Source organism: Klebsiella sp. JB_Kp004, assembly GCF_040065795.1.
GTDB classification, from domain to species: Bacteria; Pseudomonadota; Gammaproteobacteria; order Enterobacterales; family Enterobacteriaceae; genus Klebsiella; species Klebsiella quasipneumoniae.
The window spans coordinates 168,964-193,114 of record NZ_JBEAKW010000047.1 but is presented as its reverse complement, the minus strand read 5'-3'; the positions used below and the strand labels follow the sequence as shown (position 1 = coordinate 193,114).

Below are 24,151 nucleotides of genomic sequence, written 5' to 3'. Positions count from 1 at the left end.
GATTTTGAGGCCGTCAGCACCGGCAGTTTCAGCAACAATGGTGAATAAATTAACGGCAGGTCGTACGAACGTAGGCCGGGTAAGGCGCAACCGCCACCCGGCATAAAAGCGACGCCGAGCCTGATGCCATCGCCCGGCGGCGCTGCGCTTGCGCGGGCCTACGATGAGAGTTAACCATCTGATATAGAGATGGTTATGTAGGCCGGATAAGGCAATTATGCCGCCATCCGGCACCAGGGCGGGTACGACGGCTGAGGGATATGGCCTGATGGAACGCCTGGCAGAATAAGCGCCGCTGCCGGGACAGAAAGAAAGATTACGGCTCGCGACGATCGGCCAGGTCCGGGAGCGGCTGCGCATCGTTATTCGTTGACATCTGCGGCGGCGGTTTGCGCTTCCACTTCAGCTCGCTCACCAGCACTCCCGCGAGGATAAAGACGCAGCCGAGGAGGGCCAGCAGCGGCAGACGCTCACCGGCCAACCGGCCAAAAATACCGGCCCACACCGGTTCGCCGGTATAGATCAGCGTGGCCCGCGTCGGCGAGACGCTGCGCTGCGCCCAGTTCATGGTCACCTGAATGATCGCGCTGAAAATGCCCAGCCCCAGCGCCACGCCGAGCAGCGCCGGCGTCAACGGCGGCACTGACTCACCGGCCGGCTTCATGGCGGCGAAAGCCACCAGCGACGCGGTCGCCAGCTGCACCACCGTCACCCGCCGAACATCCACTTTCCCGGCCCAGGCGCTGATAAGGATAATCTCCGCGGCAATCGCCAGCGCGCTCGCCAGCGTGATCATCTCCCCCACGCCAAGCGCCAGCAGATTGTTTTCCGGCCCGGCCAGCAGGATCAAACCGATAAAGGCCAGCACAATCCCCACGCAGGACATCACCCCCGGCATACGACCCAGGCACAGCCACTGCAGCAGCGGCACCAGCGGCACATACATCGCCGTGATAAAGGCAGACTTGCTGCTGGAGATCGACTGCAGTCCCCAGGTCTGCAGCCCATACCCCAGCGCAATCGCCACGCCAATCGCCACCCCCGCCTTCACCTCCAGCCATGTCATACCGCGGAGGGTGCGCAGCGAGAGCAGACCCACCGCCAGCGCGGCGGTCGCGAAACGCAGGCCGACAAAAAACAGCGGCCCGCTGAGGCTGACCGCATACTGCACGGCAAGGAAGGTCCCTCCCCAGAACATGGTGATCATGATAAGGAGCGCTTCCTGGCGGCTAACGGAGAATTTTAACGAAGACATAAAACAGCCATGACGATTAATGGGCGACCAGTGTGCAATCGGCCCGGCGGGAGCGCAACCTCCGACTGCTAAAAAAAAACCGCCGGCTGATGCCGGCGGCGAGGGCGATGCGGTTGGGTCGGGGAGATTAACACCGCATCAAAGAGAACAGTGCGAGTCGCGCGTTAACTCTCACGACTACCGTGACTGTTTTTACCCCCTTTTTTACCAGCCTCTGAGGCGCGCTGAGGGTCATTTTTAAAATTCCCCCCGCTATGCTGGCCACCTTTACGTCCTGCTTCTGATGCTCTTTCACGGTCTTCAGCAAAGTTGCCAGAACCGCCACGATGGTTTGCCATTACTGACCTCCATTAGGTTAGACATCATAGTGCATTACGCGGGAGCGGCGACGCCGCTGTCCTGCCGCGTATCTATAAGGTTAGTGAATGACTGCCGCTGACGATGGCAAATGTCACATTCAGAAACAAAGCCTGGCGAAAAAAATCCCCTCGCGCCGCGTGATGGCGCTAACCTCCTCTGCTGACGAAGAAAAAATAGTTAGCGAAAATGTATCCTGATGCTACATCCTCGCCGCACCGGCCAGAACGGCGGAGGCATCGCTTCCCGCTTCTCCGCCGCTCAGGCCGCGCTGCGCAAGGAAAAGTAAATAATGCTTTGTCATTTTGTTATAAATCAAATAAATGCCCGTTGGATTTGCACTCTTCGGCAGAGGCTTTATCTTTAAAGGTACCAGCTATTTGGCTGGCTTATAATGCAACCGAGGAGTGATGGAAATGGCTAAAATTCTGGTGCTTTATTATTCCATGTATGGACACATTGAAACCATGGCTCACGCCGTCGCCGATGGGGCGAACCGGGTGGACGGCGTTGAGGTGGTTGTGAAGCGTGTGCCGGAAACCATGCAGGCAGAAGCGTTTGCCAAAGCAGGCGGTAAAACGCAAAACGCGCCTGTCGCTACGCCGCAGGAACTGGCTGAGTATGACGCCATCATCTTTGGTACCCCGACTCGTTTCGGCAATATGTCCGGACAAATGCGCACCTTCCTCGATCAGACCGGCGGCCTGTGGGCATCCGGCGCGCTGTATGGCAAGATCGCCAGCGTATTCAGCTCAACCGGCACCGGCGGCGGCCAGGAACAAACCATTACCTCCACCTGGACGACGCTGGCCCACCACGGCATGATCATCGTGCCGATCGGCTACGGCGCCCAGGAGCTGTTCGATATCTCCCAGGTCCGCGGCGGGACGCCTTATGGCGCAACCACTATTGCCGGCGGCGACGGCTCGCGTCAGCCAAGCGAGGAAGAGTTAGCCATCGCCCGCTATCAGGGTGAACATGTCGCCAAACTGGCCGTTAAACTGCACGGCTAATCTTCCGCAGGAGGAGCACTATGCCAACTCAAGAAGCAAAAGCACATCGCGTCGGCGAATGGGCAAGTTTACGTAACACCTCGCCGGAGATCGCCGAGGCGATTTTCGAAGTCGCCCACTATGATGAAAAACTGGCGGAGCAAATCTGGGAGGAAGGCAGCGACGAAGTGCTGGCGCTGGCCTTTGCCAAAACCGATAAAGATGCGCTGTTCTGGGGTGAACAGACGATTGAGCGTAAAAACGTTTAGGACGTTTATCCCTGCCGAGTCTCACCCTAACCTGCTAAAAAACCCGGATTGCTCCGGGTTTTTTCGTTATTTCGCCGCCTCGTTGATCACCTTTTTAAAGGTCTCCAGCGGACAGAAACCCTGGTCATCGACCGGGCAGCCGTTAAGCGCCAGCGTGACCCGCTGCGGCGGGGTCTGCAACGTCAATGGGTCGGCGTTACGCAGCTGCTCGGTGCTCTGGTACACATACTCAATCTTCATCAGATCGCGGTTGCTGCCGCTGTCGTGCCAGCGTTGAAACAGCAGTTTGCCGCCGATAGGCGTGCGCTCATACTGGCCGGGCAGTTGATAGGGCTTAAAGTCCAGCGCCGTCAGCAGCGAGGCAATATTCGAGTCGTGTCCCACCAGCAGCGTGACTTTCGCCTTGCTGGCCCCCTCGCCCACCAGCGCGTTATCGATATAGTTGACCAGCGGCTTGGCCACGTTTTGCGCCACCGCCACCGAAGTAAACAGACTATCCTGATAGCCGTTTTTCAGCTTCGACAGCACCTGCCACTGCTTATCGCTGGTGATCTCCCCCCACGCCACCTGGTCTTTGGGGAAGCCTTCATAATATTGCAGGGTGAAGGCGTCCACCAGCGAGTTGCCCACCTTCAGCGACCCGGACACCCCCGGCTCCAGCTGATAACCGGCGCTAAAGGTATCTTTACCCTCGCTCAGGGAACAGACCTGCTTCTCTTTGCAGGAGGGCGAGTTGCGGTAATCGATCATCGTCTCCAGTAGCTTGTAACTCTCGGTCAACTGCAACCCCTGGCGCTCTTTTTCCATCGCCTGCAGCGCTTTCTCACGAAACGCCGGGGAGTCGTCGGTGATAACCGGGTTGAAGGTCGGGTCCATGGTGCCCATCTGCGGCTGATGATGCACCGCAATGCCGCAGCCCGGGAACGCGCCGGTGATAAAGAACTGCGCGGTGGCGACGGTGCGCTGCAGGCTGTTAGCGTAGGCGTAAACAGCGTTTTCCGGCGGGCACTCGCCGCTGGTCACCAGCTTCTGCTGCGCCAGCCATTCGCGCATATAGTGGCCCATATACACCTCCAGCACGCCACCCTTGGTGGTCAGCTGGCCGCCCGGCACATCCCACTGCGGCCAGGCTTTGGCGGTGGACTGCTCCAGCACGCTACCGTTATTGGCCAGCGGCGCGCGCAGGTTGTGACGACTCATGATCAGCACCTGCTGCAGCTGATACCCCTCCGGGGCGGCCGTGTCCTGCGCCAGAGCGCCGGCGGATAACATGACCGCGCCGGCTACGGCGGCGGCGAGTAGACGTTTTTTCATCCCTTCATCCTTAGTCATTTATTATCATCGGGTTAATTGTGACGGAGTTATGCCATTTTTCCTGGCATTCGCTCGCAAACTTAGACCGCCGCCGAAAATTTCCTCTGCCGACCAAATAGTTTTATAATGAAACAACTACCCTGGAGGCTTTCGTGAAACGTACCCGTCTTGAAAACAGCTGCTGTCCTGTCGCCCGCTCCCTCGACGTTATCGGTGACTGGTGGTCGCTGCTTATCGTCCGCGATGCCCTGCGCGGGGCGTGCCGTTTTAGTGAATTCCAGAAAAACCTCGGCATTGCCAAAAATATGCTCGCCGGACGCCTGAAAATGCTGGTGGATGAAGGCATCCTGCGGCTGCAGCCGGCCTCCGACGGCAGCGCCTGGCAGGAGTACGTCCTGACGGATAAGGGCCGCGCCCTGCAGACCGTGCTGGTTGCCCTTTCCCAGTGGGCGGATGACTATCTGTTCGATCCTGACGAACCGGCAACCCGGCTCATTGACCGCCAGCAGCGCCAGCCCCTGCGTAAACTGGTCCTGCAGTCGGCGGATGGCCGTGAGCTGGCCCCGGCGGATATCACCATCGCCGTTCCGCTGAACGACTAATCGCTGCCCGCGGCAGGCAAAAATAAAAAAAGCCCGGCAAAATGGTTGCATTATTAAACCAAGTATCTCATGCTGAATTTGGTTTAATAATGCAACCTTTTAAGAGGCAATACTCATGTCCCAGTCATCGCACACTGCTTTTATCACCGGCGCTTCCTCAGGTATCGGCGCGATCTATGCCGAACGACTCGCCGCTCGCGGCTACGATCTGATCCTCGCGGCCCGCCGTGAAGATCGGCTGCAGACGCTCGCCGGGCAGCTGCAGGCGCGCTACGCCATCCGGGCCAGCATCGTCAAGGCCGACCTGAGCGAGGAGCAAGGCATTGAAGCCGTGGAGCAGCGTCTGCAGCACGATCCCGCCATTGACCTGTTCATCAACAACGCCGGCACGGCAAAAATGGCGGGCTTTCTCGCCAGTACGCCGCGCGAGCACCAGGCGATTCATACGCTCAACACCACCGCGCTCCTGCGCCTGAGCTATGCCGCGCTGGCCGCTTTCGCTCCCCGGGGCCGCGGAACGCTGATCAATATTGCCTCTATTCTTGCGCTGCATACGCTGCCGGACAGCGCGGTCTACAGCGCCAGCAAAGCCTGGGTGTTGAGCTTTACCCGTGGCCTGCAGGATGAGTTTGCCGACAGCGGCGTGCGTATTCAGGCGGTATTGCCGGCGGCGACCGCCACCGATCTGTGGCCGACCTCCGGCGTGGCGCTGGACGCCCTGCCCACCGGTACGGTCATGACCACCGAGGATCTGGTTGACGCCGCCCTCAGAGGACTGGAGATGGGGGAAAAGGTCACCTTACCGCCCGTGCATGACCTGGGATTGTGGGAGGCTTTCGAGCAGACGCGACTGGCGCTGTTTACCAGCGCGCGAACCGGGCAACCGGCGCCGCGATATCGCTAACTCACTCCGGCAGTGGAACCGCCGCCAGGGTACAGATCGCCTCGTGCTCACCGCCGCGGCGATCGGTGATCACCACCTTATCGCCCGCTTTTTTACCTTCACACGGTTTCAGGACCTGCTCCACGATCCGCTCGCGGATCGCCTGACGTTCATTTTCAGCCTGACTGGCGAAGGCCGTCAGCGCCAGCGCCACGCCCAGCAGGCTGAGGGTTTTCTTATACATGTCTTGCTCTCAGATCATTCTAATTCGCGGTCAGCGTAACCCGCTGCTGGCCGCACTTCTGTAAAATCACTTAACGGAGTGTTACGCCCTTTCAGCTGAAACCCAGGCTGTCACATTCCTGCGGGAAATATTTTATCACAACCCCTGCGGCGGATATTCCCGCGATGAGGCGTCATCTTTCAGACATATCCCGATGTTATCTTCAACTGAGCCCTGTATCTTTTTCCCTTTCTAAACAGAATTTTAGGTTGGTCTATGTCGGGTCTTATTCTCTTTATCGTCGCGGTGGCGCTGCTGGGCGTCGCCATCTACAGTCTGGTGTCGTACCTCAAAGAGCGGCGCGCCAGTCAGTTACCTGTCCATAAAAAGAAGAAATAATACCTTCCGTTCTCCGCCGTTTTCTGCTGATTTCTTTACCATCCTGTACTGTCCCTTACCGATGCCATAACAAAGGCAGGCCTGCGGGCCTGCCTTTGTTCGGTTTCTGCGTCAGGCTCTAGGACTCCCAGGCCTGCTCCGCCTTGGCGGCATCGAACTGCGGCGGCGGTTTACGGAAGCGTCGGGTCAGATAAGCCAGATACAGCAGACCAAGCGCCGCCCACACCAGACCGAGCGTCAGGGAAGTGGCCTCGAGGTTGATCCACAGCACCCCTACCGTCAACGCCCCGACCATCGGCAGCAGCAGATAGTGCAGTCGATCCTTCCAGGTTTTGTTGTACCCCTTGCGCCGCCAGAAGTGGTTGAACACCGACAGGTTAACGAAGGTGAAGGCCACCAGCGCGCCGAAGTTAATCAACGCGGTGGCGGTCACCAGGTCGAAGAACAGCGCCGACAGCGCGACAATACCCACCATAATCACGTTCAACGCCGGGGTGCGCCATTTCGGATGCACATAGCCGAAAATGCGCTCCGGGAAGACGTTATCCCGGCCCATCACGTACAGCAGACGGGAGACGCTGGCATGGGACGCCAGGCCGGACGCCAGGGTGTTAACAAAGGTGGTGCAGAGGAAAATTGACTGGAACAGCTTGCCGCCCACGTACAGCGCAATCTCCGGCAGCGCGGCGTCCGGGTCTTTAAAGCGATGAATATCCGGGAAAAACAGCTGCATAAAGAACGACGCGACGATGAAAATAATGCCGCCGTACATCGCGGTGAGAAAAATCGCCTTCGGGATCACCCGCGCGGCGTCAGGCGTCTCTTCCGACAGCGTGGTCACCGCGTCGAAGCCGAGAAACGAAAAGCAGACGATGGTCGCCCCGGTAATAATCGGGATCAGATGCGCATTCTGGCTGATAAACGGCTGCAGCGACCAGACGGTCCCTACCCCCTCGCCTTTGTGCAGCCCCTGGACCACCAGAATGACAAACACCACCATAATCGAGATCTGCACCAGCACGAACAGGGTGTTGAAGTTGGCCACCAGGTTAACGCTTTTCAGGTTCGCGGCGGTCAGAATGGCGACAAAGGTCACCACCCACACCCATGGCGGCACTTCCGGGAACAGCGCCGAGAGATAGATCTTCGCCAGCAGGACGTTGATCATCGGTAGGAACAGATAATCCAGCAGCGACGACCAGCCGACCATAAAACCGACGTGCGGACTGATGGATTTTTGCGCGTAGGTGTAGGCAGAGCCGGCTTCCGGGAACTGGCGCACCAGTTTGCCGTAGCTGATGGCGGTGAACAGCACGCCAGCCAGCGCCAGCAAATACGACGCCGGGACGTGGCCGTTACTGATGCCGGAGACAATGCCGAAGGTATCAAACACCGTCATCGGCGTCAGATAGGCGAGCCCCATCATCACCACTTGCCAGAGTTTGAGGGATTTACGCAGACGCGGTCTGCCCGCCTGAGCGGCGTTATGCGCAGGGAGATTAATTGCCATCGACCATTCCCCCCCTGCGGATAACAGATTGCGGGCACAACGTTCGCGTGACAAACCTGCTTAGCAAGGGGGTAAGGCATAAATAAAAGGGTAAGACGGACCGGTGAGTGGTTGCTGGCTGGCATCCAATGCGGCCTGAGCGGCCTCCCTCTCCCTGCGGATATTTGAACATCTGCATCATCTCATTTCCTCGTCACACACTGTGTCGTTAACTGAAGCCCCGTTGCCGCCTGCGCTCCTTAACGCGACATCCGGGAAATGGCTGGGCTCCCAGCAAAAAGGACGACCAGGCTCCGCTCAGGCCGTATGATGCTACTCATGACTCAACTCATGCGCCCCTCGCGGGGCGACCATCAGGCGTTTTTCAACATCCACTCAATTTCAGTTTCTGTGATAAGACGCTCAAACTGCAATAATTCATCATGCTTGCAGGCATGGAAAACGTGGCAGAAACGCTCGCCGAGACGCTCACGCAGGTGATCGTTCTGCATAAACTCCCACAGCGCGTCGCTCTGACGGATCGGGAACGGCAGCCCTTCTTGTTCCAGGCCGTTACCTTCCACTTCTTCCTGCAAAGGCAGCTGAGGGTTATCCAGCCCGTGAAGGATACCGGCGAAAATCGCCGCCATCACCAGATACGGGTTGGCGTCCGCTCCCGCCACGCGATACTCCACGCGGTGGTTCTGCCGTTCGCCGCACGGGATCCGCAGCGCCACGGTACGGTTGTTATGGCCCCAGGAAGCCTGCGTCGGGACATACATCCCCGGCTGGAAGCGGCGATACGAGTTCACGTTCGGCGCCAGCAGCGCCATCGAGGCCGGCATCAGATCGATCATCCCGGCCAGCGCGCGTTTGAGCAGCGCGGAGTCTTCCCCGTCGCCGTCCACCAGCACGTTTTCCCCTTTATTGTTCAGCATGCTGATGTGGATATGCATCCCGCTGCCCGCATGCTCTTCATAAGGCTTGGCCATAAAAGTGGCGTGCATCTTATGCTTCTCCGCCATTAAACGCACGAGACGTTTTAACGCCAGCGCATCATCGCAGGCGTCCAGCACGTTATCGGTATGGTGGAGGTTGATTTCAAACTGGCCCGGCGAGGCTTCGGCCACCGCGCCGTCGGCGGGGATCAGCTGCAGTTTCGCCAGCTCGTCGATGTCGTTGAGCACGTCGGCAAAGTGGTTCAGGTTATCGACCGAGTAGACCTGGCTTTGGGTGTTGCGATCGTCGGTGCCCGGCGCGCACGGCGGCTGCAGGTAGCCTTCGGCATCGCGTTTGCGGTCCAGTAAATAGAACTCCAGCTCTACCGCTACCACGGGGAACAGCCCGCGCTGGCGCAGCTGCTGCCAGAGGCGGTTGAGTACGTTCCGCGGCTCAACGTCAAAGGGAGCGCCATCTTCATCAACCATGGTCAGCTGTACCTGGGCTATCGACTGCGGATCGGCCGCTGAAGGCGTTAAGGTACCGGGCACCGGGATGCAGCTGCGATCCGGCTCGCCCATCTCCTGGCCCAGACCGGCCTCTTCCACGACGTTGCCGAGAATATCCATCGCAAACACCGAGGCCGGAAAATAACAGCCTTTCTCCAGCTTGCTCAGGCCGGCAACGGGGATGCGCTTGCCGCGGAAGCAGCCGTTCAGGTCAGTAAGGAGGACATCGACATATTGGGTATCAGGGTAGGTTTCGAGGTAGCGCTTCACTTCTTTCGCGAACGCGCTGACCCGTCTCTCTTCCGTTTGCTGAACAAAATTCTCAACTTCTACGATATTGGTTTCCATGATTCACCGCCGTTGGTTTGGTTTCGGTCCTGCACTCAGACCGTTAAATATAATGTCCACCCCATCGACTGTGTATGCAAATAAATTGTTTGTCAAATGTTAAATTAAGTTTGCAAAGGGCTATTTCCACTGCTAGATTGAGAAAATATTGAACGATATGGCCGTTAAACCCGCTATAGCGGTCATAATTTAGTCCACTTTGTGAGGGCGATCATGGAAAATATAATGTACAAGCCAGTTATTGGCGTCGTGATGTGTAGAAACAGGCTTAAGGGTCACCAGACCCAGACCTTGCAAGAAAAGTACCTGAATGCAATTGTTAACGCCGGCGGACTGCCGATCGCCCTGCCGCATGCGCTGGCGGAGCCGGAGCTGCTGAACGCGTTAGTCGATAAACTGGACGGGATATACCTGCCAGGCAGCCCCAGTAACGTGCAGCCGCACCTTTATGGTGAAAACGGCGATGAGCCTGACGCCGACCCCGGGCGTGATCTTCTGAGCATGGCGCTGATTAACGCCGCACTCGAAAGGCGCATCCCCATTTTCGCCATCTGTCGTGGACTGCAGGAACTGGTTGTCGCCACCGGTGGGACTCTGTATCGTCGTCTGTTCGAGCAGCCTGAGCTGCTGGAGCATCGCGAAGATCCTGAACTGCCCGTCGAGCAGCAGTATGCCCCGTCCCATCAGGTTGAGGTTCAGGAAGGAGGATTGCTGTCGCAATTGATACTGGGCTGCAACACGTTTTGGGTAAACTCGCTACACGGACAAGGGGCAAAAACCCTGAGTCCGCAGCTGCGCGTGGAGGCGCGAGCGCCGGATGGACTGGTGGAAGCGGTCAGCGTGAACGATCACCCTTTCGCGCTGGGCGTACAGTGGCATCCTGAATGGAACAGTAGCGAATACGCCCTGTCGCGTATGTTGTTTGATGGTTTTATCACCGCCTGTCAGGGCCATCATGCTGAAAAGCGGCGGCGCTGACCACTACCGTTAAGGAAATGCAAATATGAGCGATGACGGACTGGCGCCAGGGAAACGTCTGTCAGAGATCCGCCAACAGCTGGGTCTCTCGCAGCGTCGTGCCGCCGAACTGTCTGGGTTAACACATAGTGCCATCAGCACCATAGAGCAGGACAAAGTCAGTCCCGCCATCAGTACGCTGCAAAAGCTGCTGAAAGTCTATGGGCTGTCGCTCTCGGAATTCTTTTCTGAACCCGAAAAGCCGGACGAACCCCAGGTGGTCATTAATCAGGATGACCTTATCGAAATGGGCAGTCAGGGCGTTTCCATGAAGCTGGTTCATAATGGAAATCCGAACCGTACGCTGGCGATGATTTTTGAAACTTACCAGCCTGGAACCACGACCGGGGAGAGGATTAAGCATCAGGGGGAGGAGATAGGCACCATACTGGAGGGGGAGATCGTGCTGACCATTAACGGTCAGTCGTACCACCTGGTGGCTGGACAGAGCTATGCCATTAACACCGGCATCCCGCACAGCTTCAGCAACACCTCGGCAGGCATCTGCCGCATCATCAGTGCCCACACCCCCACCACATTCTGAATAGTTAGCCTGAACGAGGTTCAGGCTTTCTTCAGACCTGCGACGGCGGAAATTTTATTTTCGTCGCCGCGAAAAACTCGCCGTCATAACGTTTGTGCCGGAAGGGAATCCTATTTCCTGCTGGCCCTGAAATAATTAACGCCGTGAATGGCGACTCGTCCCTGAATTATTCGGCATGCAGACAACCTGCCGAAATTTAGGGCAATAAAACGGTATTCAACTCCGGGGATTCACGATGCCCTGCGCCTGGCGCAGCGCCCCCGTGCAGCCTGAAAACGCCGAAATGATTAATTTGCCGATAATGTTTTTAAGGAGTCATGATGAATTTTCAGCACCTGGCTTACTGGCAGGAAAAAGCGAAAAGCCTGGCCATTGAAACACGATTATTTATTAACGGCGAATATTGCGCCGCGGTCGATAATACCACCTTTGAAACCATTGACCCTGCCGCGCAGCAAACGTTAGCCCATGTCGCCCGCGGCAAAAAAGCCGACGTCGAGCTGGCGGTGAAGGCCGCGCGCCGGGTCTTTGATAACGGCGACTGGTCACAGGCCGCCCCCGCGCAGCGTAAAGCGGTTCTCACACGCTTCGCCGACCTGATTGAGGCCCACCGCGAAGAGCTGGCGCTGCTGGAAACGCTGGATACCGGCAAACCGATTCGCCACAGCCTGCGCGACGATATTCCCGGCGCCGCCCGCGCCATCCGCTGGTATGCCGAAGCGCTGGATAAAGTCTATGGCGAAGTGGCCCCCACCGGCAGCAACGAGCTGGCGATGATCGTCCGCGAACCGATTGGCGTCATCGCCGCGGTGGTGCCATGGAACTTCCCGCTGCTGCTGGCCTGCTGGAAGCTCGGTCCGGCGCTGGCGGCAGGCAACAGCGTGATCCTTAAGCCGTCGGAAAAATCGCCGCTCACCGCCCTGCGCCTCGCCGGGCTGGCGAAAGAGGCTGGCCTGCCGGACGGCGTGCTGAACGTGGTCAGCGGCTTTGGTCACGAGGCCGGACAGGCGCTGGCCCTGCATCCTGACGTGGAGGTCATTACCTTTACCGGCTCCACCCGCACCGGCAAGCAGCTGCTGAAAGACGCCGGCGACAGCAATATGAAGCGCGTGTGGCTGGAAGCGGGCGGTAAGAGCGCCAACATCGTCTTCGCCGACTGCCCGGATCTGCAAAAAGCGGTCAGCGCCACCGCCGGCGGCATCTTCTACAACCAGGGCCAGGTGTGCATCGCCGGCACTCGCCTGCTGCTGGAGGAGAGCATCGCCGACGAGTTCCTGGCGCGACTGAAAACCGAAGCGCAACACTGGCAGCCGGGCAACCCGCTCGACCCAAACACCACCATGGGCATGCTGATTGACAACACCCATGCCGACAGCGTGCACAGTTTTATTCGCGGCGGCGAAAGTAAAAGCACGCTGTTCCTCGACGGGCGGAAAAATCCATGGCCTGCCGCCGTCGGCCCGACCATTTTCATTGACGTCGACCCGGCTTCCACCCTCAGCCGGGAAGAGATCTTCGGCCCGGTGCTGGTGGTGACGCGATTCAAAAGCGAAGACGAGGCGCTGCGGCTTGCCAACGACAGCGAATACGGCCTCGGCGCCGCGGTATGGACTCGCGATCTCTCACGCGCCCACCGCATGAGCCGCCGCCTGAAGGCCGGTTCGGTCTTCGTCAACAACTATAACGATGGTGATATGACCGTCCCCTTCGGCGGTTACAAACAGAGCGGCAACGGGCGCGATAAGTCGCTGCACGCTCTGGAAAAATTCACCGAACTGAAAACCATCTGGATTGCCCTGGAGTCTTAATCATGACCGAACATACCACCAGCTATTACGCCGCCAGCGCCAACAAATATGAACCCTTTCCGACGCTGGACGAATCGATAAGCTGCGACGTCTGCGTCGTCGGCGGCGGCTACACCGGCCTCTCATCTGCCCTGCATCTTGCCGAAATGGGCTACGACGTGGTGGTGCTTGAAGGGGCGCGCATCGGCTTCGGCGCCAGCGGCCGCAACGGCGGTCAGCTGGTTAACTCCTACAGCCGCGATATCGACGTGATTGAAAAAAACTACGGCCCGGATGCAGCAAAAATGCTCGGCAGCATGATGTTCGAAGGCGGCGATATTATCCGCGAACGCATCCAGCGCTATCAGATCCAGTGCGATTACCGACCGGGCGGCCTGTTCGTGGCGATGAACCATAAACAGCTGGAGACGCTGGAAGAACAGAAAGCCAACTGGGAGCGCTACGGCAACACGCAGCTGGAGCTGCTGGACAGAGAGGCGATTCGTCGCGAAGTGGATAGCGACCGCTACGTCGGCGCCCTGCTCGACCACAGCGGCGGCCATATTCACCCGCTCAACCTCGCCATCGGCGAAGCGGACGCTATTCGCCTGAACGGCGGCCGGGTGTATGAGCAGTCGCCGGTCACCCGCATTCAGCACACCAGCCCGGCAGTGGTCAGCACCGCCCGCGGCCAGGTCACTGCCCGCTATGTGATTGTCGCCGGCAACGCCTATCTCGGTGACAAACTGGAGCCGGAGCTGGCAAAGCGCAGCATGCCGTGCGGCACCCAGGTGGTCACCACCGCGCCGCTGTCGGAGGAGGTCGCCCGCTCGCTGATCCCGAAAAACTACTGTGTGGAAGACTGTAACTACCTGCTGGACTACTACCGTCTGACCGGCGATAACCGCCTGCTGTACGGCGGCGGCGTGGTCTACGGCGCCCGCGACCCGGACGATGTGGAGCGGCTGATTATGCCAAAGCTGCTGAAAACCTTCCCACAGCTGCAGGGGGTGAAGATTGACTACCGCTGGACGGGCAACTTCCTGCTGACCTTGTCGCGGATGCCGCAGTTTGGTCGCCTGGATAGCAACATCTACTACATGCAGGGCTACAGCGGGCATGGGGTCACCTGTACCCACCTCGCCGGACGATTGATTTCGGAACTGCTGCGCGGCGACGCCGAGCGTTTCGACGCCTTTGCCAAACTGCCGCACTACCCGTTCCCGGGCGGCCGCAGCCTGCGTATCCCCTTTACCGCGATGGGCGCCGCCTACTACAGCCTGCGCGACCGCCTTGGGGTTTAATCGCCTTTGCCGACGGCCCTGGCCGTCGGCTCATGCTGCGGATAGTGTTGCTGGAAGTAGTGGCGCAGAAACTCCACGGTGGTGCGAATTTTAGCCGACGTCGCCAGGCGGGAGACGTAAACCGCCCAGACGTTGGCCGGTTGCCAGTAGTCCGGCAGCACCTGCACCAGATGTCCGCTGGCGATATTCTCCCTGACGTCCCACCACGAACGGAGCGCAATCCCCTGCCCGTCCAGACACCACTGATGAACAATTTCGCCATGGTTGGACGACAGCGGCCCGGTCACTTTGATGGCGTGCTGGCCCTCTTTGCTATGCAGCTGCCAGACGCCGAACGGATGATCCCGCTCTTTAATCACCAGGCACGGCAGAGCCGCCAGATCGCTCAGCTGTTTCGGCGGCGCATGGCGGGCGAGGAACTGCGGCGACGCGCAGAGCACGCGGTGATTGCGCGCCAGCTGGCGGGCAATCAGATTCGGCGCGATATCGTCGCCGAGGCGAATATCGAGATCCACCCCTTCATTGACTAAATCCACCAGCCGGTCCTGAACATCAAAACGCAGCTCCAGCTGCGGGTACTGAAGCGCCAGCGCCGACAGCGCGGGGGCCACCACCCGGCGGCCAAAGCCGAAGCTGCTGATAATCCGCAGCGTTCCCTGCGGCACCTGACGCACGTCGGAGAGCTCGTCCATCATCTCATCGACATCCTGCAGAATGCGCTGCGCCCACTCGTAGATCCGCTCTCCCTCTTCGGTAATGGTGACCCGGCGGGTGGTCCGGTGCAGCAACAGCACATTCAGGGTTTGCTCCAGCAGCGAAACCCGCTTGCTGACGAAAGCCGGCGATACGCCCAGCTCCTCAGCGGCGGCGGCAAACCCGGCCCGGCGGGCGACCAGCATAAAGACGCGTAAATCATTCAGCAGCGGCAGATTATTCATGATCTGTGTTTTATGTTTCACCAGTTAGCGTGATTAATTATGAATCAGTCAATTATAGGATAAGCAGGTGGTCAAACATCATCGCTAAAAAGTGAGAACCGGAATGAAAAAAACCTGTCGTATTGCCGCCATCCCGGGTGACGGAATTGGCAAAGAAGTTCTGCCTGAAGGGATCCGCGTACTGAAAGCCGCCGCGCAGCGGTGGGATCTGGCGCTGAGTTTCGAGCAGATGGAGTGGGCAAGCTGCGAATATTATGCACATCACGGTAAGATGATGCCGGACGACTGGCGCGAGCAGTTACAGGGGGTCGACGCCATCTACTTTGGCGCCGTCGGCTGGCCGGATACCGTCCCGGATCATATCTCGCTGTGGGGGTCGCTGCTGAAGTTCCGCCGCGAGTTCGATCAGTACGTCAACCTGCGCCCGGTGCGCCTGTTCCCCGGCGTCCCCTGCCCGCTGGCGGGGAAAAAGGCTGGCGATATCGATTTCTACGTGGTGCGCGAGAACACCGAAGGCGAATATTCCGCTCTGGGCGGGCGCGCAAATGAAGGCACCGAGCATGAAGTGGTGATTCAGGAGTCGATCTTTACCCGCCGGGGCGTTGACCGTATCCTGCGCTACGCCTTCGAGCTGGCGCAAAGCCGCCCGCGCAAAACGCTGACCTCGGCGACAAAATCCAACGGGCTGGCCATCAGCATGCCCTACTGGGATGAGCGGGTGGAGGAGATGGCCAAAAACTATCCCGAGATCCGCTGGGACAAGCAGCATATCGATATTCTTTGCGCCCGCTTCGTGCTGCAGCCGGAGCGGTTTGACGTGGTCGTCGGCTCCAATCTGTTCGGTGATATTCTCTCCGATCTTGGCCCGGCCTGCACCGGTACCATTGGTATTGCGCCATCGGCCAATCTCAACCCGGAGCGCACCTTCCCGTCGCTGTTCGAGCCGGTCCACGGTTCAGCGCCGGATATCTACGGTAAAAATATCGCCAATCCGATCGCCACCATATGGGCCGGGGCGATGATGCTTGATTTTCTCGGGAACGGCGATGCGCGCTATCACGCCGCGCACAACGGCATCCTGGCGGCAATTGAGCAGACGATCGCCAGCGGGCCGAAGACGCCGGATATGCAGGGCAGCGCGTCAACGCAGCAGGTCAGCGACGCCGTCTGCAAAGCTATTTTGGCATAATTATCCCGGCCGCTCCCAGGTCGCGCTACGGCTGACCTGGGCTACAAAAGGCACGATAATGGAGTGAGTTGGCCGGGTTAGGCGCAGCCGCCACCCGGCACAAAATCGTCTCCGCGCCTGATGCCATCGCCCGGCGGTGCGGCGCTTGCGCGGGCCGACTGACGGTCAGAGCCGGAATAATCGATATAGTTATCAGTTTGCAACGGTTTCGCCCCGGAAAAACGGTTGTTCTGTGTTATGTCCGGGCAGATGGCGCTCCCGATATGTCTTCTGCGTTAAGTCTCTCCTGGCACCGGGAGCACATAGGGAGAGGCCCGTCGCCACCTCCACCAGCATCCACGGGCTCCGGCCAGCGGCGCGGGCCGGATAACCGATCACAACTCCAGCTCGCGGCGCAGCAGTTGCGCGATAGCCTCGCTGCTCTCTGCGGATACCAGCGCCTGGCGGAACTCGGCGTGCATAATGCGCCGCGCCAGACGCGAGAAGATGCGCATATGCTGGTCGCCCGCCGAATGCTTGTTTAGCGTCAGCATAATCACAAACTGCGCTTCTTCATCACCCCACTTCACCGGCTGCGCCAGGCGGGCGACGCTAATGGTCGACTGCTCAATATGCTCGGATTTACTGTGCGGAATGGCAAAACTGAAGCCCAGCCCGGTGGAGAACACCGCCTCGCGGGCCCAGAGATCGGCCTCCAGCTTGCGCGGATAGCGGCAGCGCCCGGCCAGCAGCAGATTATCCGTCATCCCCTTCAGCACCTCCTCCTTGCTGCGCCAGTCGCTGTTGAGGGTGATGCACTGGCGGCTAATCAACGGCACATCCTGCTGGCGCATGCGGAACTGGGCCAACAGATGCTCCACTTCCAGCGAGGTACGGCACTGCATCGCCTGATTCAGCAGCTGACGGCAGGCGCGGCTGTCCAGCTGCGCCAGACGCGCTTTGGTCGCCGGGATCGTCGGCGCGCTCATGCTCAGTTCATCCAGGCCGAGGCCGACCAGCAGCGGCAGCACCGAACCTTTGGCCCCCAGCTCGCCGCACAGACCGATCCATTTCCCCTGCCGGTGCGCCGCCTGCACGGCATAGTCCAGCGCACGCAGGAAGGCCGGGTTGAGACTGTTGTAATGGCGCGTCACTTTCGCGTTATCCCGGTCGACCGCCAGCAAATACTGCGTTAAGTCATTGCTGCCGATGCTAAAGAAGTCCACCTCTTCGCAGCACTGATCGATGATGAACATCACCGACGGCACCTCCAGCATGATGCCCAGCGGGATTTTTTCATCAAACGGGATCTGTTCGACGCGCAGCGACTGTTTGGCCTCCGCCAGCCGCTCTTTCACCCACAGGATCTCTTCCATTGAGGAAATCATCGGGATCATGATCTTCAGCGCGCCGTGCGCCGAAGCGCGTAGAATCGCCCGCAGCTGAGTATGAAACAGCGCCTGGTACTCTTCATAGATGCGCACCGCGCGGTAGCCGAGGAAGGGGTTATTTTCCGCCGGAATGTTGAGGTAGGCCACCGGCTTATCACCGCCGATATCCATAGTCCGCACGATAATGCTGCGCCCGGCGGCAGGCTCCAGCGCCTGGCAGAAAATGTTGTAGAGTTCGTCTTCCGATGGCGCGCCGGGCCGGTCCATATAGAGCATCTCCGTGCGAAACAGGCCAACCGACTGCGCGCCGTTGTTGAAGGCCGCCACCGCCTCTACCGAATGGGCGATGTTCGCCGCGATCTCGACGCGAATACCGTCTTCCGTCTGCCCCGCCTTATCCAGCCATACCTGCTGCTGTTGCTGGATCTGCGCCTGAACCCACGACTCCTGCTGATAGTAGCGCGCCACCGCCGGACTCAGGTCGACCACCAGTAGCCCCGCGTTGCCGTCGATCTGCACCTGGGTATCCTCCCACGGCAACAGTGCGTCGAGGTCAACCCCCACCAGGGTCGGGATATTGAATGAGCGGGCGAGGATCACGGTGTGCGACGTAGTGCCGCCGCTGCGCAGCAGCAGCCCTTTGAGATGCGTTTTATCCAGTTCGAGGAACTGACTGGGGGTGAGTTCGTCGGCAAGGCAAATGGCGGCTTCCCGCAGTTGACCCGGCGCCGGGAAACGGGCTTCGCCGTAGATATGCTGCAACAGCTGGAAGCAGACATCGCGCACATCCAGCACCCGCTCCTGCAGATAGCTGCTGCCGGAATCGCGGAACTGGGCGCAGAAGTGGTCGCTGGTGGCGACGATCGCCTGGGCGCAGCTGAGACCGGTGAGGATCCCGCCGAGCAGATGCTGGCGCAGCAAGGCATCCGTCGCCAGCGAACGGTGAGCTTCCAGTATCGCGCTGGCGGTACCGTCATTGTCCAGCAGCCGCAGTTCGATATCTTTCACCAGCAGGCGCAGGCCGTTATCCAGTGCCGCCTGCTCCTGTTCAGGAGTGCTGGCGACGGGCAGTGCGCCAAGCTCGTGCAAATCGCGGGATTTTAGATGGATGAGCCTGCCCCCCGCGCTGCCGGCGCAGACCGGACTGGCATGGAACAGCGTCGGGTTCAGGCGTGAGAGTGACTCCGGCACCGGCTGGACGTCCAGCGCTTGTGCCGTAGGCAGCGGCGTGTCGCAGTGAGGAAATTCATCACGCAGAAAGGCCGTTAACGCGGCGTAAGCCTCGGCTTCATCTTCGCCGCTGATAAGCAGCTGGCAGGTGTCGCCCTTCAGGGTGTTCGTGCCGATGACCGCCAACGCGCTTTTGGCATTGCCACCGGTATCGCAGCGCAGGTTCCGCCACTCAATTGCCGATGAAAAACGGTTACACAGCGTTTCGACCAGACTGGCCGGACGCGCATGCACGCCGTTGGGCAAATCACATGTAAATTCAATGACCAGAGCCATCGCCTTCCTCCTGAGTAATCCATTAATTCCCCAAAAGGTAATGAAAGATGGTCAAGTGGACTAGGTGACAAAACTGGCAATTACTGGACTATTGTACACACGATACTTTTTTATGCCCGCCATCACAATTCCACCATTTTAGCGCTCAATCCTCCTGTCATCACTAAGATTTGAGGTGGATCGCAATTCTTTTCTAACCTTACAAATATCCAGTAAATGCACTTTTTCTCTACTGTTTTATGCGGCGCCCTTTTTCTAATGTTGAGCCATCAATACTGTCACGGGCCCTAGAGCGCTCAGGAGCAAGCAATGAACGAACTGGTGCAAATACTAAAAAATACTCGCCAGCATCTGATGACCGGCGTGTCACATATGATCCCCTTCGTGGTCTCCGGCGGGATCCTGCTGGCGGTGTCCGTCATGTTGTATGGCAAAGGTGCGGTTCCGGATGCCGCCACCGATCCCAACCTGAAGAAACTGTTTGATATTGGCGTCGCCGGCCTGACGCTGATGGTCCCTTTTCTCGCCGCCTACATTGGCTACTCCATCGCCGACCGCGCCGCGCTGGCCCCCTGCGCCATCGGCGCCTGGGTAGGTAACAGCTTCGGCGCCGGCTTCTTTGGCGCGCTAATCGCTGGGATGATCGGCGGTCTGGTGGTCTATTACCTGAAAAAAATACCGGTCCACAAGGTGCTTCGCTCGGTGATGCCGATATTCATTATTCCCATCATCGGCACCTTTATTACTGCCGGGATCATGATGTGGGGGCTCGGCGAACCGGTAGGCGCGCTCACGGCAAACCTGACCAACTGGCTGCAGGGCATGCGCGAAGGCAGCATCGTGGTGCTGGCCATCATTATGGGCCTGATGCTGGCGTTTGATATGGGCGGCCCGGTGAACAAAGTGGCCTACGCCTTCATGCTGATCTGCGTTTCACAGGGGGTCTACAGCGTAGTGGCTATCGCCGCCGTCGGCATCGCCGTACCACCGCTGGGGATGGGACTGGCGACGCTGATCGGCCGCAAATATTTCACCGCCGAAGAGAGGGAAACCGGCAAAGCGGCGCTGGTGATGGGCTGCGTCGGGGTCACCGAAGGGGCGATTCCCTTTGCCGCTGCCGACCCGCTGCGCGTTATTCCGGCCAATATGATTGGCGCGGCCAGCGGCTGCGTCACCGCGGCGCTGTTGGGCGCCCAGTGTTACGCCGGCTGGGGCGGGCTCATCGTGCTGCCGGTGGTCCAGGGCAAACTCGGCTTTATCGCCGCGCTGCTGGTCGGCGCCTGCGTCAGCGCCGCCTGCGTCATTGCGCTGAAAGCGCTGGCTAAAAAGAAATCGTCTGACGCCAAAGCCGACGACGAATTAGACCTTGATTTTGAAATTAACTAACAGACTGGAAGGAACAGATTATGACCCACATTATCGCTGTCACCGCCTGCCCGTCGGGTGTGGCTCACACCTATATGGCCGCCGAATCGTTAGAAAGCGCCGCTAAGGCCAAAGGCTGGCAGGTCAAAGTTGAAACCCAGGGCTCTATCGGCATTGAAAACGAGCTGACCGCGGAAGAGATTGCCGCCGCCGATATGGTCATTCTGACCAAAGATATCGGTATCAAATTCGAAGAGCGTTTTGCCGGGAAAACTATCGTACGCGTCAATATCAGCGATGCGGTCAAACGCGCCGACGCGATCATGAACAAGATAGACAGCCACCTTTCCCAACGAGCCTGAAGCCTTAAAAGGGGCGCCCGCGCGCCCTTCGCCACAACATGGAGTTTGTCATGACGAATCGTACTCAACGCCTGAAAGCCAGCCTGTTCGCCCAACCGCGTGAAATATCACTTGAACGCGCCCTGCTGTATACCGCCAGCCATCGGCAAACGGAGGGCGAGCCGGTGATTATTCGCCGGGCGAAGGCCACCGCCTGGATCCTCGATAAGGTAGACATTTCGATTCGTGATGATGAACTGATTGCCGGCAACCGTACCATCAAACCGCGGGCCGGCATTATGTCGCCGGAGATGGATCCCTACTGGCTGCTTAACGAGCTCGACACCTTCCCGACCCGACCGCAGGACCGCTTCGCAATAAGCGAAGAAGATAAGCGCGTTTATCGGGAAACGCTGTTCCCCTACTGGGAAAAGCGCTCAATGAAAGATTTCATCAACGGCCAGATGACCGACGAGGTCAAAGCCGCCGTCAACACCCAAATATTCAGCGTGAACCAGACCGATAAAGGCCAGGGCCATATCATTATCGACTATCCGCACCTGTTGAATAATGGCCTGGACGCGCTGGTTACGGAGATGCAATCACACTGCGACCGGCAGCCTGATAACCCTTTTTATCAGGCGGTATTGATCCTGCTGGAGGCCTCTCAGCGCCATATTCTGCGCTACGCCGCGCTGGCCGAGGAGATGGCTGGACACTGTCAGGATCCGCAGCGTCAGCGGGAGCTGTTAACCATCGCCGCGATTTCGCGCCACAATGCGCAGCACCGGCCAACGGACTTCCCCCATGCCTGCCAGCTGTTCTGGTATATGAACATCATTCTGCAGTACGAATCCAATGCCAGCTCCATTTCGCTCGGCCGTTTTGACCAGTACATGCTGCCGTTTTATCAGGCGTCGCTGAATCAAGGACAGGATCCGGCGTCGCTCAAGGAGCTGCTGGAGTCGCTTTGGGTAAAATGCAACGACATCGTCCTGCTGCGCTCCTCCAGTAGCGCACGCTATTTCGCCGGTTTTCCCACCGGGTATACCGCCCTGCTCGGTGGGCTAACGGAAACCGGGCGCAGCGCGGTCAATGTGCTGTCATTTTTATGCCTCGATGCCTATCAAAACGTGCAATTGCCGCAGCCGAATCTTGGCGTGCGGGTGAACGAGCTGATTGACCGCCCGTTCCTGCGTAAAACCGCCGAAACCATCCGCCTGGGCACCGGCATTCCACAGATTTTCAACGACGAGGTGGTGGTCCCCGCCTTCCTCAATCGCGGCGTGTCGCTGGAAGACGCCCGCGACTACGCGGTGGTCGGCTGCGTCGAGTTGTCGATCCCCGGCCGCACCTACGGCCTGCATGATATCGCCATGTTCAACCTGCTGAAGGTCATGGAACTTGTCCTGCAGGAAAATGAAGGGCAACCGGAGGTCAGCTGGGAAGGGCTTATCCGCCAGATGCGCGACAAAATTCGCTATTACATCAAGCTGATGGTCGAGGGCAGCAATATCTGCGATATCGGCCATCGCGACTGGGCGCCGGTGCCTCTCCTCTCCTCGTTCATTAAAGATTGCGTGCAGCACGGTAAAGACATCACCGCCGGCGGAGCGCGCTATAACTTCTCCGGCGTCCAGGGCATCGGGATCGCCAACCTGAGCGATTCGCTTTATGCCCTGAAGGGGATGGTCTTTGACCAGCAGCGCCTTAGCTTTGACCAACTGATGGCGGTACTGAAAGCCAACTTCCAGACGCCAGAGGGAGAGCAAATCCGCGCCCGGTTGATCAACCGTTTTGAAAAATACGGCAACGATATCGACGACGTCGATAATATCAGCGCCGATCTGCTGCGCTTTTACTGCAAAGAGGTGGAACAATATCTGAATCCGCGCGGCGGGCGTTTTACGCCCGGCTCCTATACCGTCTCGGCGCACGTGCCGCTGGGCTCGGTGGTGGGGGCTACCCCGGACGGGCGGCTGGCTGGCGAACAGTTAGCGGACGGCGGCCTGTCGCCAATGGTCGGCCAGGATGCCCAGGGGCCGACGGCGGTGCTGAAATCAGTCAGCAAGCTGGATAACTATCTGCTGTCGAACGGTACGCTGCTCAACGTTAAATTTACCCCGGCGACGCTGGCCGGCGACGGCGGGCTTAACAAGCTGGCAGACTTTTTACAGGCTTTCTGCAAGCTCAAGCTGCAGCATATTCAGTTTAACGTGGTCAATGCCGACACCCTGCGTGAAGCGCAGCAACGGCCGCAGGACTTTGCCGGCCTGGTGGTGCGCGTCGCGGGCTACAGCGCCTTCTTTGTTGAGCTGTCGAAGGAGATTCAGGATGACATTATCCGCCGCACCGCGCATCAGCTGTGAGGTGATGGAGACGCGCGCCGACCGGGCGCGCATTTTTAATCTGCAGCGCTACTCCCTCAACGATGGCCAGGGGATCCGCACGGTGGTCTTTTTCAAAGGCTGCCCCCACACCTGCCCGTGGTGCGCCAACCCGGAGTCAATGTCACCCAGGATCCAGACCCTGCGCCGACAGAGTAAATGCCTGGGTTGCGCCCGCTGCCAGCAGGATGTCGCCGAGTGTCCCTCCGGGGCATGGGAGCAGATCGGTCGCGACATGACGCTGGATAACCTCCTTCAGGAGGTGCTGAAGGATGAAGTCTTCTTCCGCGCCTCCGGCGGCGGTGTCACCCTCTCCGGCGGTGAAGTGCTCATGCAGGCCGAATTTGCCGCCCGCTTTCTCCAGCGCCTGCGCCAGTGGGGGATCCGCACCGCCATCGAAACCGCTGGCGACGGGCCCCTCAACCGTTTTTTACCGGTGGCTGAAGCCTGCGACGAGGTGTTATTTGATTTTAAAATCATGGAACCTGAGCGGGCACTGTCGCTACTGCGAATCAATCAGCCGCGGGTACTGGATAATTTTCGCCAGCTGGCGGCAAGAGAGATCAACCTCATCCCACGCGTGCCGCTGATCCCGGGCTATACCATGAGCGTCGATAATTTTCGCCAGATTCTGAACTTTCTCGCACCTTTTAATCTTACAGAATTGCACCTGCTGCCATTTCATCAATACGGCGAGCCCAAATACCGTCTGCTGGGCAAACCCTGGGCGCTGGCCAGGGTGAAAGCGCCTGACGAAGCGGACATTCAACCTTATCGGGTAATGGCCGAAGCGGCCGGATTCCACGTCACTATCGGCGGTTAAC

Annotated in this window: 23 protein-coding genes; 15 read left to right on the top strand and 8 right to left on the bottom strand. The window is 58.9% G+C overall.

Translation table 11 applies throughout. The features are described from left to right. Nucleotides 1-316 precede the first annotated feature (316 nt). Together ABLX76_RS22110 and ABLX76_RS22105 are read right to left on the bottom strand one after the other, a co-directional pair. Nucleotides 317-1,255, bottom strand: coding sequence for a DMT family transporter (locus ABLX76_RS22110; RefSeq protein WP_044522006.1), 939 nt, complete (start codon nucleotides 1,253-1,255; stop codon nucleotides 317-319). 164 nt (nucleotides 1,256-1,419) lie between these two features. Then, nucleotides 1,420-1,593: a general stress protein gene (locus ABLX76_RS22105; RefSeq protein WP_002898708.1), complete on the bottom strand. Its 174-nt coding sequence runs from the start codon at nucleotides 1,591-1,593 to the stop codon at nucleotides 1,420-1,422. An 87-nt stretch (nucleotides 1,594-1,680) separates the two neighbouring features. Between ABLX76_RS22105 and ABLX76_RS22100 the strand changes: the two genes are divergently transcribed. The 3 genes from ABLX76_RS22100 to ABLX76_RS22090 all read left to right on the top strand — a co-directional run bounded on the left by ABLX76_RS22100 (nucleotide 1,681) and on the right by ABLX76_RS22090 (nucleotide 2,873). Further along, the gene (locus ABLX76_RS22100; RefSeq protein WP_032428724.1) at nucleotides 1,681-1,812 is read left to right on the top strand and encodes a hypothetical protein; all 132 of its coding nucleotides are present in this window, start codon (nucleotides 1,681-1,683) and stop codon (nucleotides 1,810-1,812) included. Between the two features lie 216 nt (nucleotides 1,813-2,028). Beyond that, nucleotides 2,029-2,625, top strand: coding sequence for an NAD(P)H:quinone oxidoreductase (gene wrbA / locus ABLX76_RS22095; RefSeq protein WP_002898704.1), 597 nt, complete (start codon nucleotides 2,029-2,031; stop codon nucleotides 2,623-2,625). 20 nt (nucleotides 2,626-2,645) lie between these two features. After that, complete coding sequence (locus ABLX76_RS22090; protein WP_008805934.1) at nucleotides 2,646-2,873, top strand: YccJ family protein; 228 nt, start codon at nucleotides 2,646-2,648, stop codon at nucleotides 2,871-2,873. A 66-nt stretch (nucleotides 2,874-2,939) separates the two neighbouring features. Here the strand turns inward: ABLX76_RS22090 and agp are convergent, their stop codons facing one another. Beyond that, nucleotides 2,940-4,187: a bifunctional glucose-1-phosphatase/inositol phosphatase gene (gene agp, locus ABLX76_RS22085; protein ID WP_348875297.1), complete on the bottom strand. Its 1,248-nt coding sequence runs from the start codon at nucleotides 4,185-4,187 to the stop codon at nucleotides 2,940-2,942. Nucleotides 4,188-4,339: 152 nt separating this feature from the next. On the opposite strand from agp, the gene ABLX76_RS22080 reads away from it, so the two are divergent. After that, nucleotides 4,340-4,789, top strand: a complete 450-nt coding sequence (locus tag ABLX76_RS22080; protein WP_048334647.1) for a helix-turn-helix domain-containing protein — start codon at nucleotides 4,340-4,342, stop codon at nucleotides 4,787-4,789. A gap of 115 nt (nucleotides 4,790-4,904) precedes the next feature. Continuing rightward, nucleotides 4,905-5,693: an SDR family oxidoreductase gene (locus ABLX76_RS22075; protein WP_086075758.1), complete on the top strand. Its 789-nt coding sequence runs from the start codon at nucleotides 4,905-4,907 to the stop codon at nucleotides 5,691-5,693. A 1-nt stretch (nucleotide 5,694) separates the two neighbouring features. On the opposite strand, the gene ABLX76_RS22070 is transcribed toward ABLX76_RS22075, so the two are convergent. Further along, the gene (locus ABLX76_RS22070) at nucleotides 5,695-5,916 is read right to left on the bottom strand and encodes a hypothetical protein (protein WP_023289090.1); all 222 of its coding nucleotides are present in this window, start codon (nucleotides 5,914-5,916) and stop codon (nucleotides 5,695-5,697) included. Between the two features lie 255 nt (nucleotides 5,917-6,171). Here ABLX76_RS22070 and ABLX76_RS22065 point away from each other — a divergent pair, with 255 nt between their 5' ends. After that, nucleotides 6,172-6,294 carry a small membrane protein gene (locus ABLX76_RS22065; protein ID WP_002898600.1) on the top strand — a complete coding sequence of 41 codons (123 nt, stop codon included), beginning with the start codon at nucleotides 6,172-6,174 and terminating at the stop codon, nucleotides 6,292-6,294. A gap of 118 nt (nucleotides 6,295-6,412) precedes the next feature. On the opposite strand, the gene ABLX76_RS22060 is transcribed toward ABLX76_RS22065, so the two are convergent. Together ABLX76_RS22060 and ABLX76_RS22055 are read right to left on the bottom strand one after the other, a co-directional pair. Beyond that, a complete protein-coding gene (locus ABLX76_RS22060) occupies nucleotides 6,413-7,804 on the bottom strand; it encodes an APC family permease (RefSeq protein ID WP_023289089.1) in 1,392 nt (463 codons plus the stop codon). A 353-nt stretch (nucleotides 7,805-8,157) separates the two neighbouring features. Next, complete coding sequence (locus ABLX76_RS22055; protein WP_002898595.1) at nucleotides 8,158-9,579, bottom strand: glutamine synthetase family protein; 1,422 nt, start codon at nucleotides 9,577-9,579, stop codon at nucleotides 8,158-8,160. Nucleotides 9,580-9,804: 225 nt separating this feature from the next. Between ABLX76_RS22055 and puuD the strand changes: the two genes are divergently transcribed. From puuD to ABLX76_RS22035, 4 genes are all read left to right on the top strand, one after another. After that, on the top strand, nucleotides 9,805-10,557 hold the full coding sequence (gene puuD, locus ABLX76_RS22050) for a gamma-glutamyl-gamma-aminobutyrate hydrolase (RefSeq protein WP_348875296.1): 753 nt from the start codon (nucleotides 9,805-9,807) through the stop codon (nucleotides 10,555-10,557). Nucleotides 10,558-10,582: 25 nt separating this feature from the next. Beyond that, on the top strand, nucleotides 10,583-11,140 hold the full coding sequence (gene puuR, locus ABLX76_RS22045; RefSeq protein WP_002898590.1) for an HTH-type transcriptional regulator PuuR: 558 nt from the start codon (nucleotides 10,583-10,585) through the stop codon (nucleotides 11,138-11,140). Between the two features lie 320 nt (nucleotides 11,141-11,460). Continuing rightward, entirely contained in the window at nucleotides 11,461-12,948 is a 1,488-nt protein-coding gene (gene puuC, locus ABLX76_RS22040) for an aldehyde dehydrogenase PuuC (RefSeq protein ID WP_348875295.1), read from the top strand. A gap of 2 nt (nucleotides 12,949-12,950) precedes the next feature. Then, nucleotides 12,951-14,231: an FAD-binding oxidoreductase gene (locus tag ABLX76_RS22035; RefSeq protein ID WP_023289085.1), complete on the top strand. Its 1,281-nt coding sequence runs from the start codon at nucleotides 12,951-12,953 to the stop codon at nucleotides 14,229-14,231. Here the strand turns inward: ABLX76_RS22035 and ABLX76_RS22030 are convergent. Continuing rightward, nucleotides 14,228-15,190, bottom strand: coding sequence for a LysR substrate-binding domain-containing protein (locus ABLX76_RS22030; protein WP_168380164.1), 963 nt, complete (start codon nucleotides 15,188-15,190; stop codon nucleotides 14,228-14,230). The genes ABLX76_RS22035 and ABLX76_RS22030 overlap by 4 nt on opposite strands. Nucleotides 15,191-15,272: 82 nt before the next feature. Here ABLX76_RS22030 and ABLX76_RS22025 point away from each other — a divergent pair, with 82 nt between their 5' ends. Beyond that, nucleotides 15,273-16,358 carry a tartrate dehydrogenase gene (locus ABLX76_RS22025; protein WP_348875293.1) on the top strand — a complete coding sequence of 362 codons (1,086 nt, stop codon included), beginning with the start codon at nucleotides 15,273-15,275 and terminating at the stop codon, nucleotides 16,356-16,358. Nucleotides 16,359-16,732: 374 nt separating this feature from the next. On the opposite strand, the gene ptsP is transcribed toward ABLX76_RS22025, so the two are convergent. Further along, complete coding sequence (gene ptsP / locus ABLX76_RS22020) at nucleotides 16,733-19,234, bottom strand: phosphoenolpyruvate--protein phosphotransferase (protein WP_348875292.1); 2,502 nt, start codon at nucleotides 19,232-19,234, stop codon at nucleotides 16,733-16,735. 309 nt (nucleotides 19,235-19,543) lie between these two features. Here ptsP and ABLX76_RS22015 point away from each other — a divergent pair, with 309 nt between their 5' ends. From ABLX76_RS22015 to ABLX76_RS22000, 4 genes are read left to right on the top strand one after another with little or no spacing between them, the layout of a single operon-like run. Then, on the top strand, nucleotides 19,544-20,620 hold the full coding sequence (locus tag ABLX76_RS22015) for a PTS fructose transporter subunit EIIC (protein WP_087849016.1): 1,077 nt from the start codon (nucleotides 19,544-19,546) through the stop codon (nucleotides 20,618-20,620). A gap of 20 nt (nucleotides 20,621-20,640) precedes the next feature. Further along, nucleotides 20,641-20,961: a PTS fructose-like transporter subunit IIB gene (locus tag ABLX76_RS22010; RefSeq protein WP_023289076.1), complete on the top strand. Its 321-nt coding sequence runs from the start codon at nucleotides 20,641-20,643 to the stop codon at nucleotides 20,959-20,961. 50 nt (nucleotides 20,962-21,011) lie between these two features. Further along, nucleotides 21,012-23,309, top strand: a complete 2,298-nt coding sequence (locus ABLX76_RS22005) for a formate C-acetyltransferase (RefSeq protein ID WP_348875291.1) — start codon at nucleotides 21,012-21,014, stop codon at nucleotides 23,307-23,309. After that, nucleotides 23,275-24,150 carry a [formate-C-acetyltransferase]-activating enzyme gene (locus ABLX76_RS22000; protein WP_086075750.1) on the top strand — a complete coding sequence of 292 codons (876 nt, stop codon included), beginning with the start codon at nucleotides 23,275-23,277 and terminating at the stop codon, nucleotides 24,148-24,150. The genes ABLX76_RS22005 and ABLX76_RS22000 overlap by 35 nt, the downstream gene beginning before the upstream one ends. Nucleotide 24,151 lies beyond the last annotated feature (1 nt).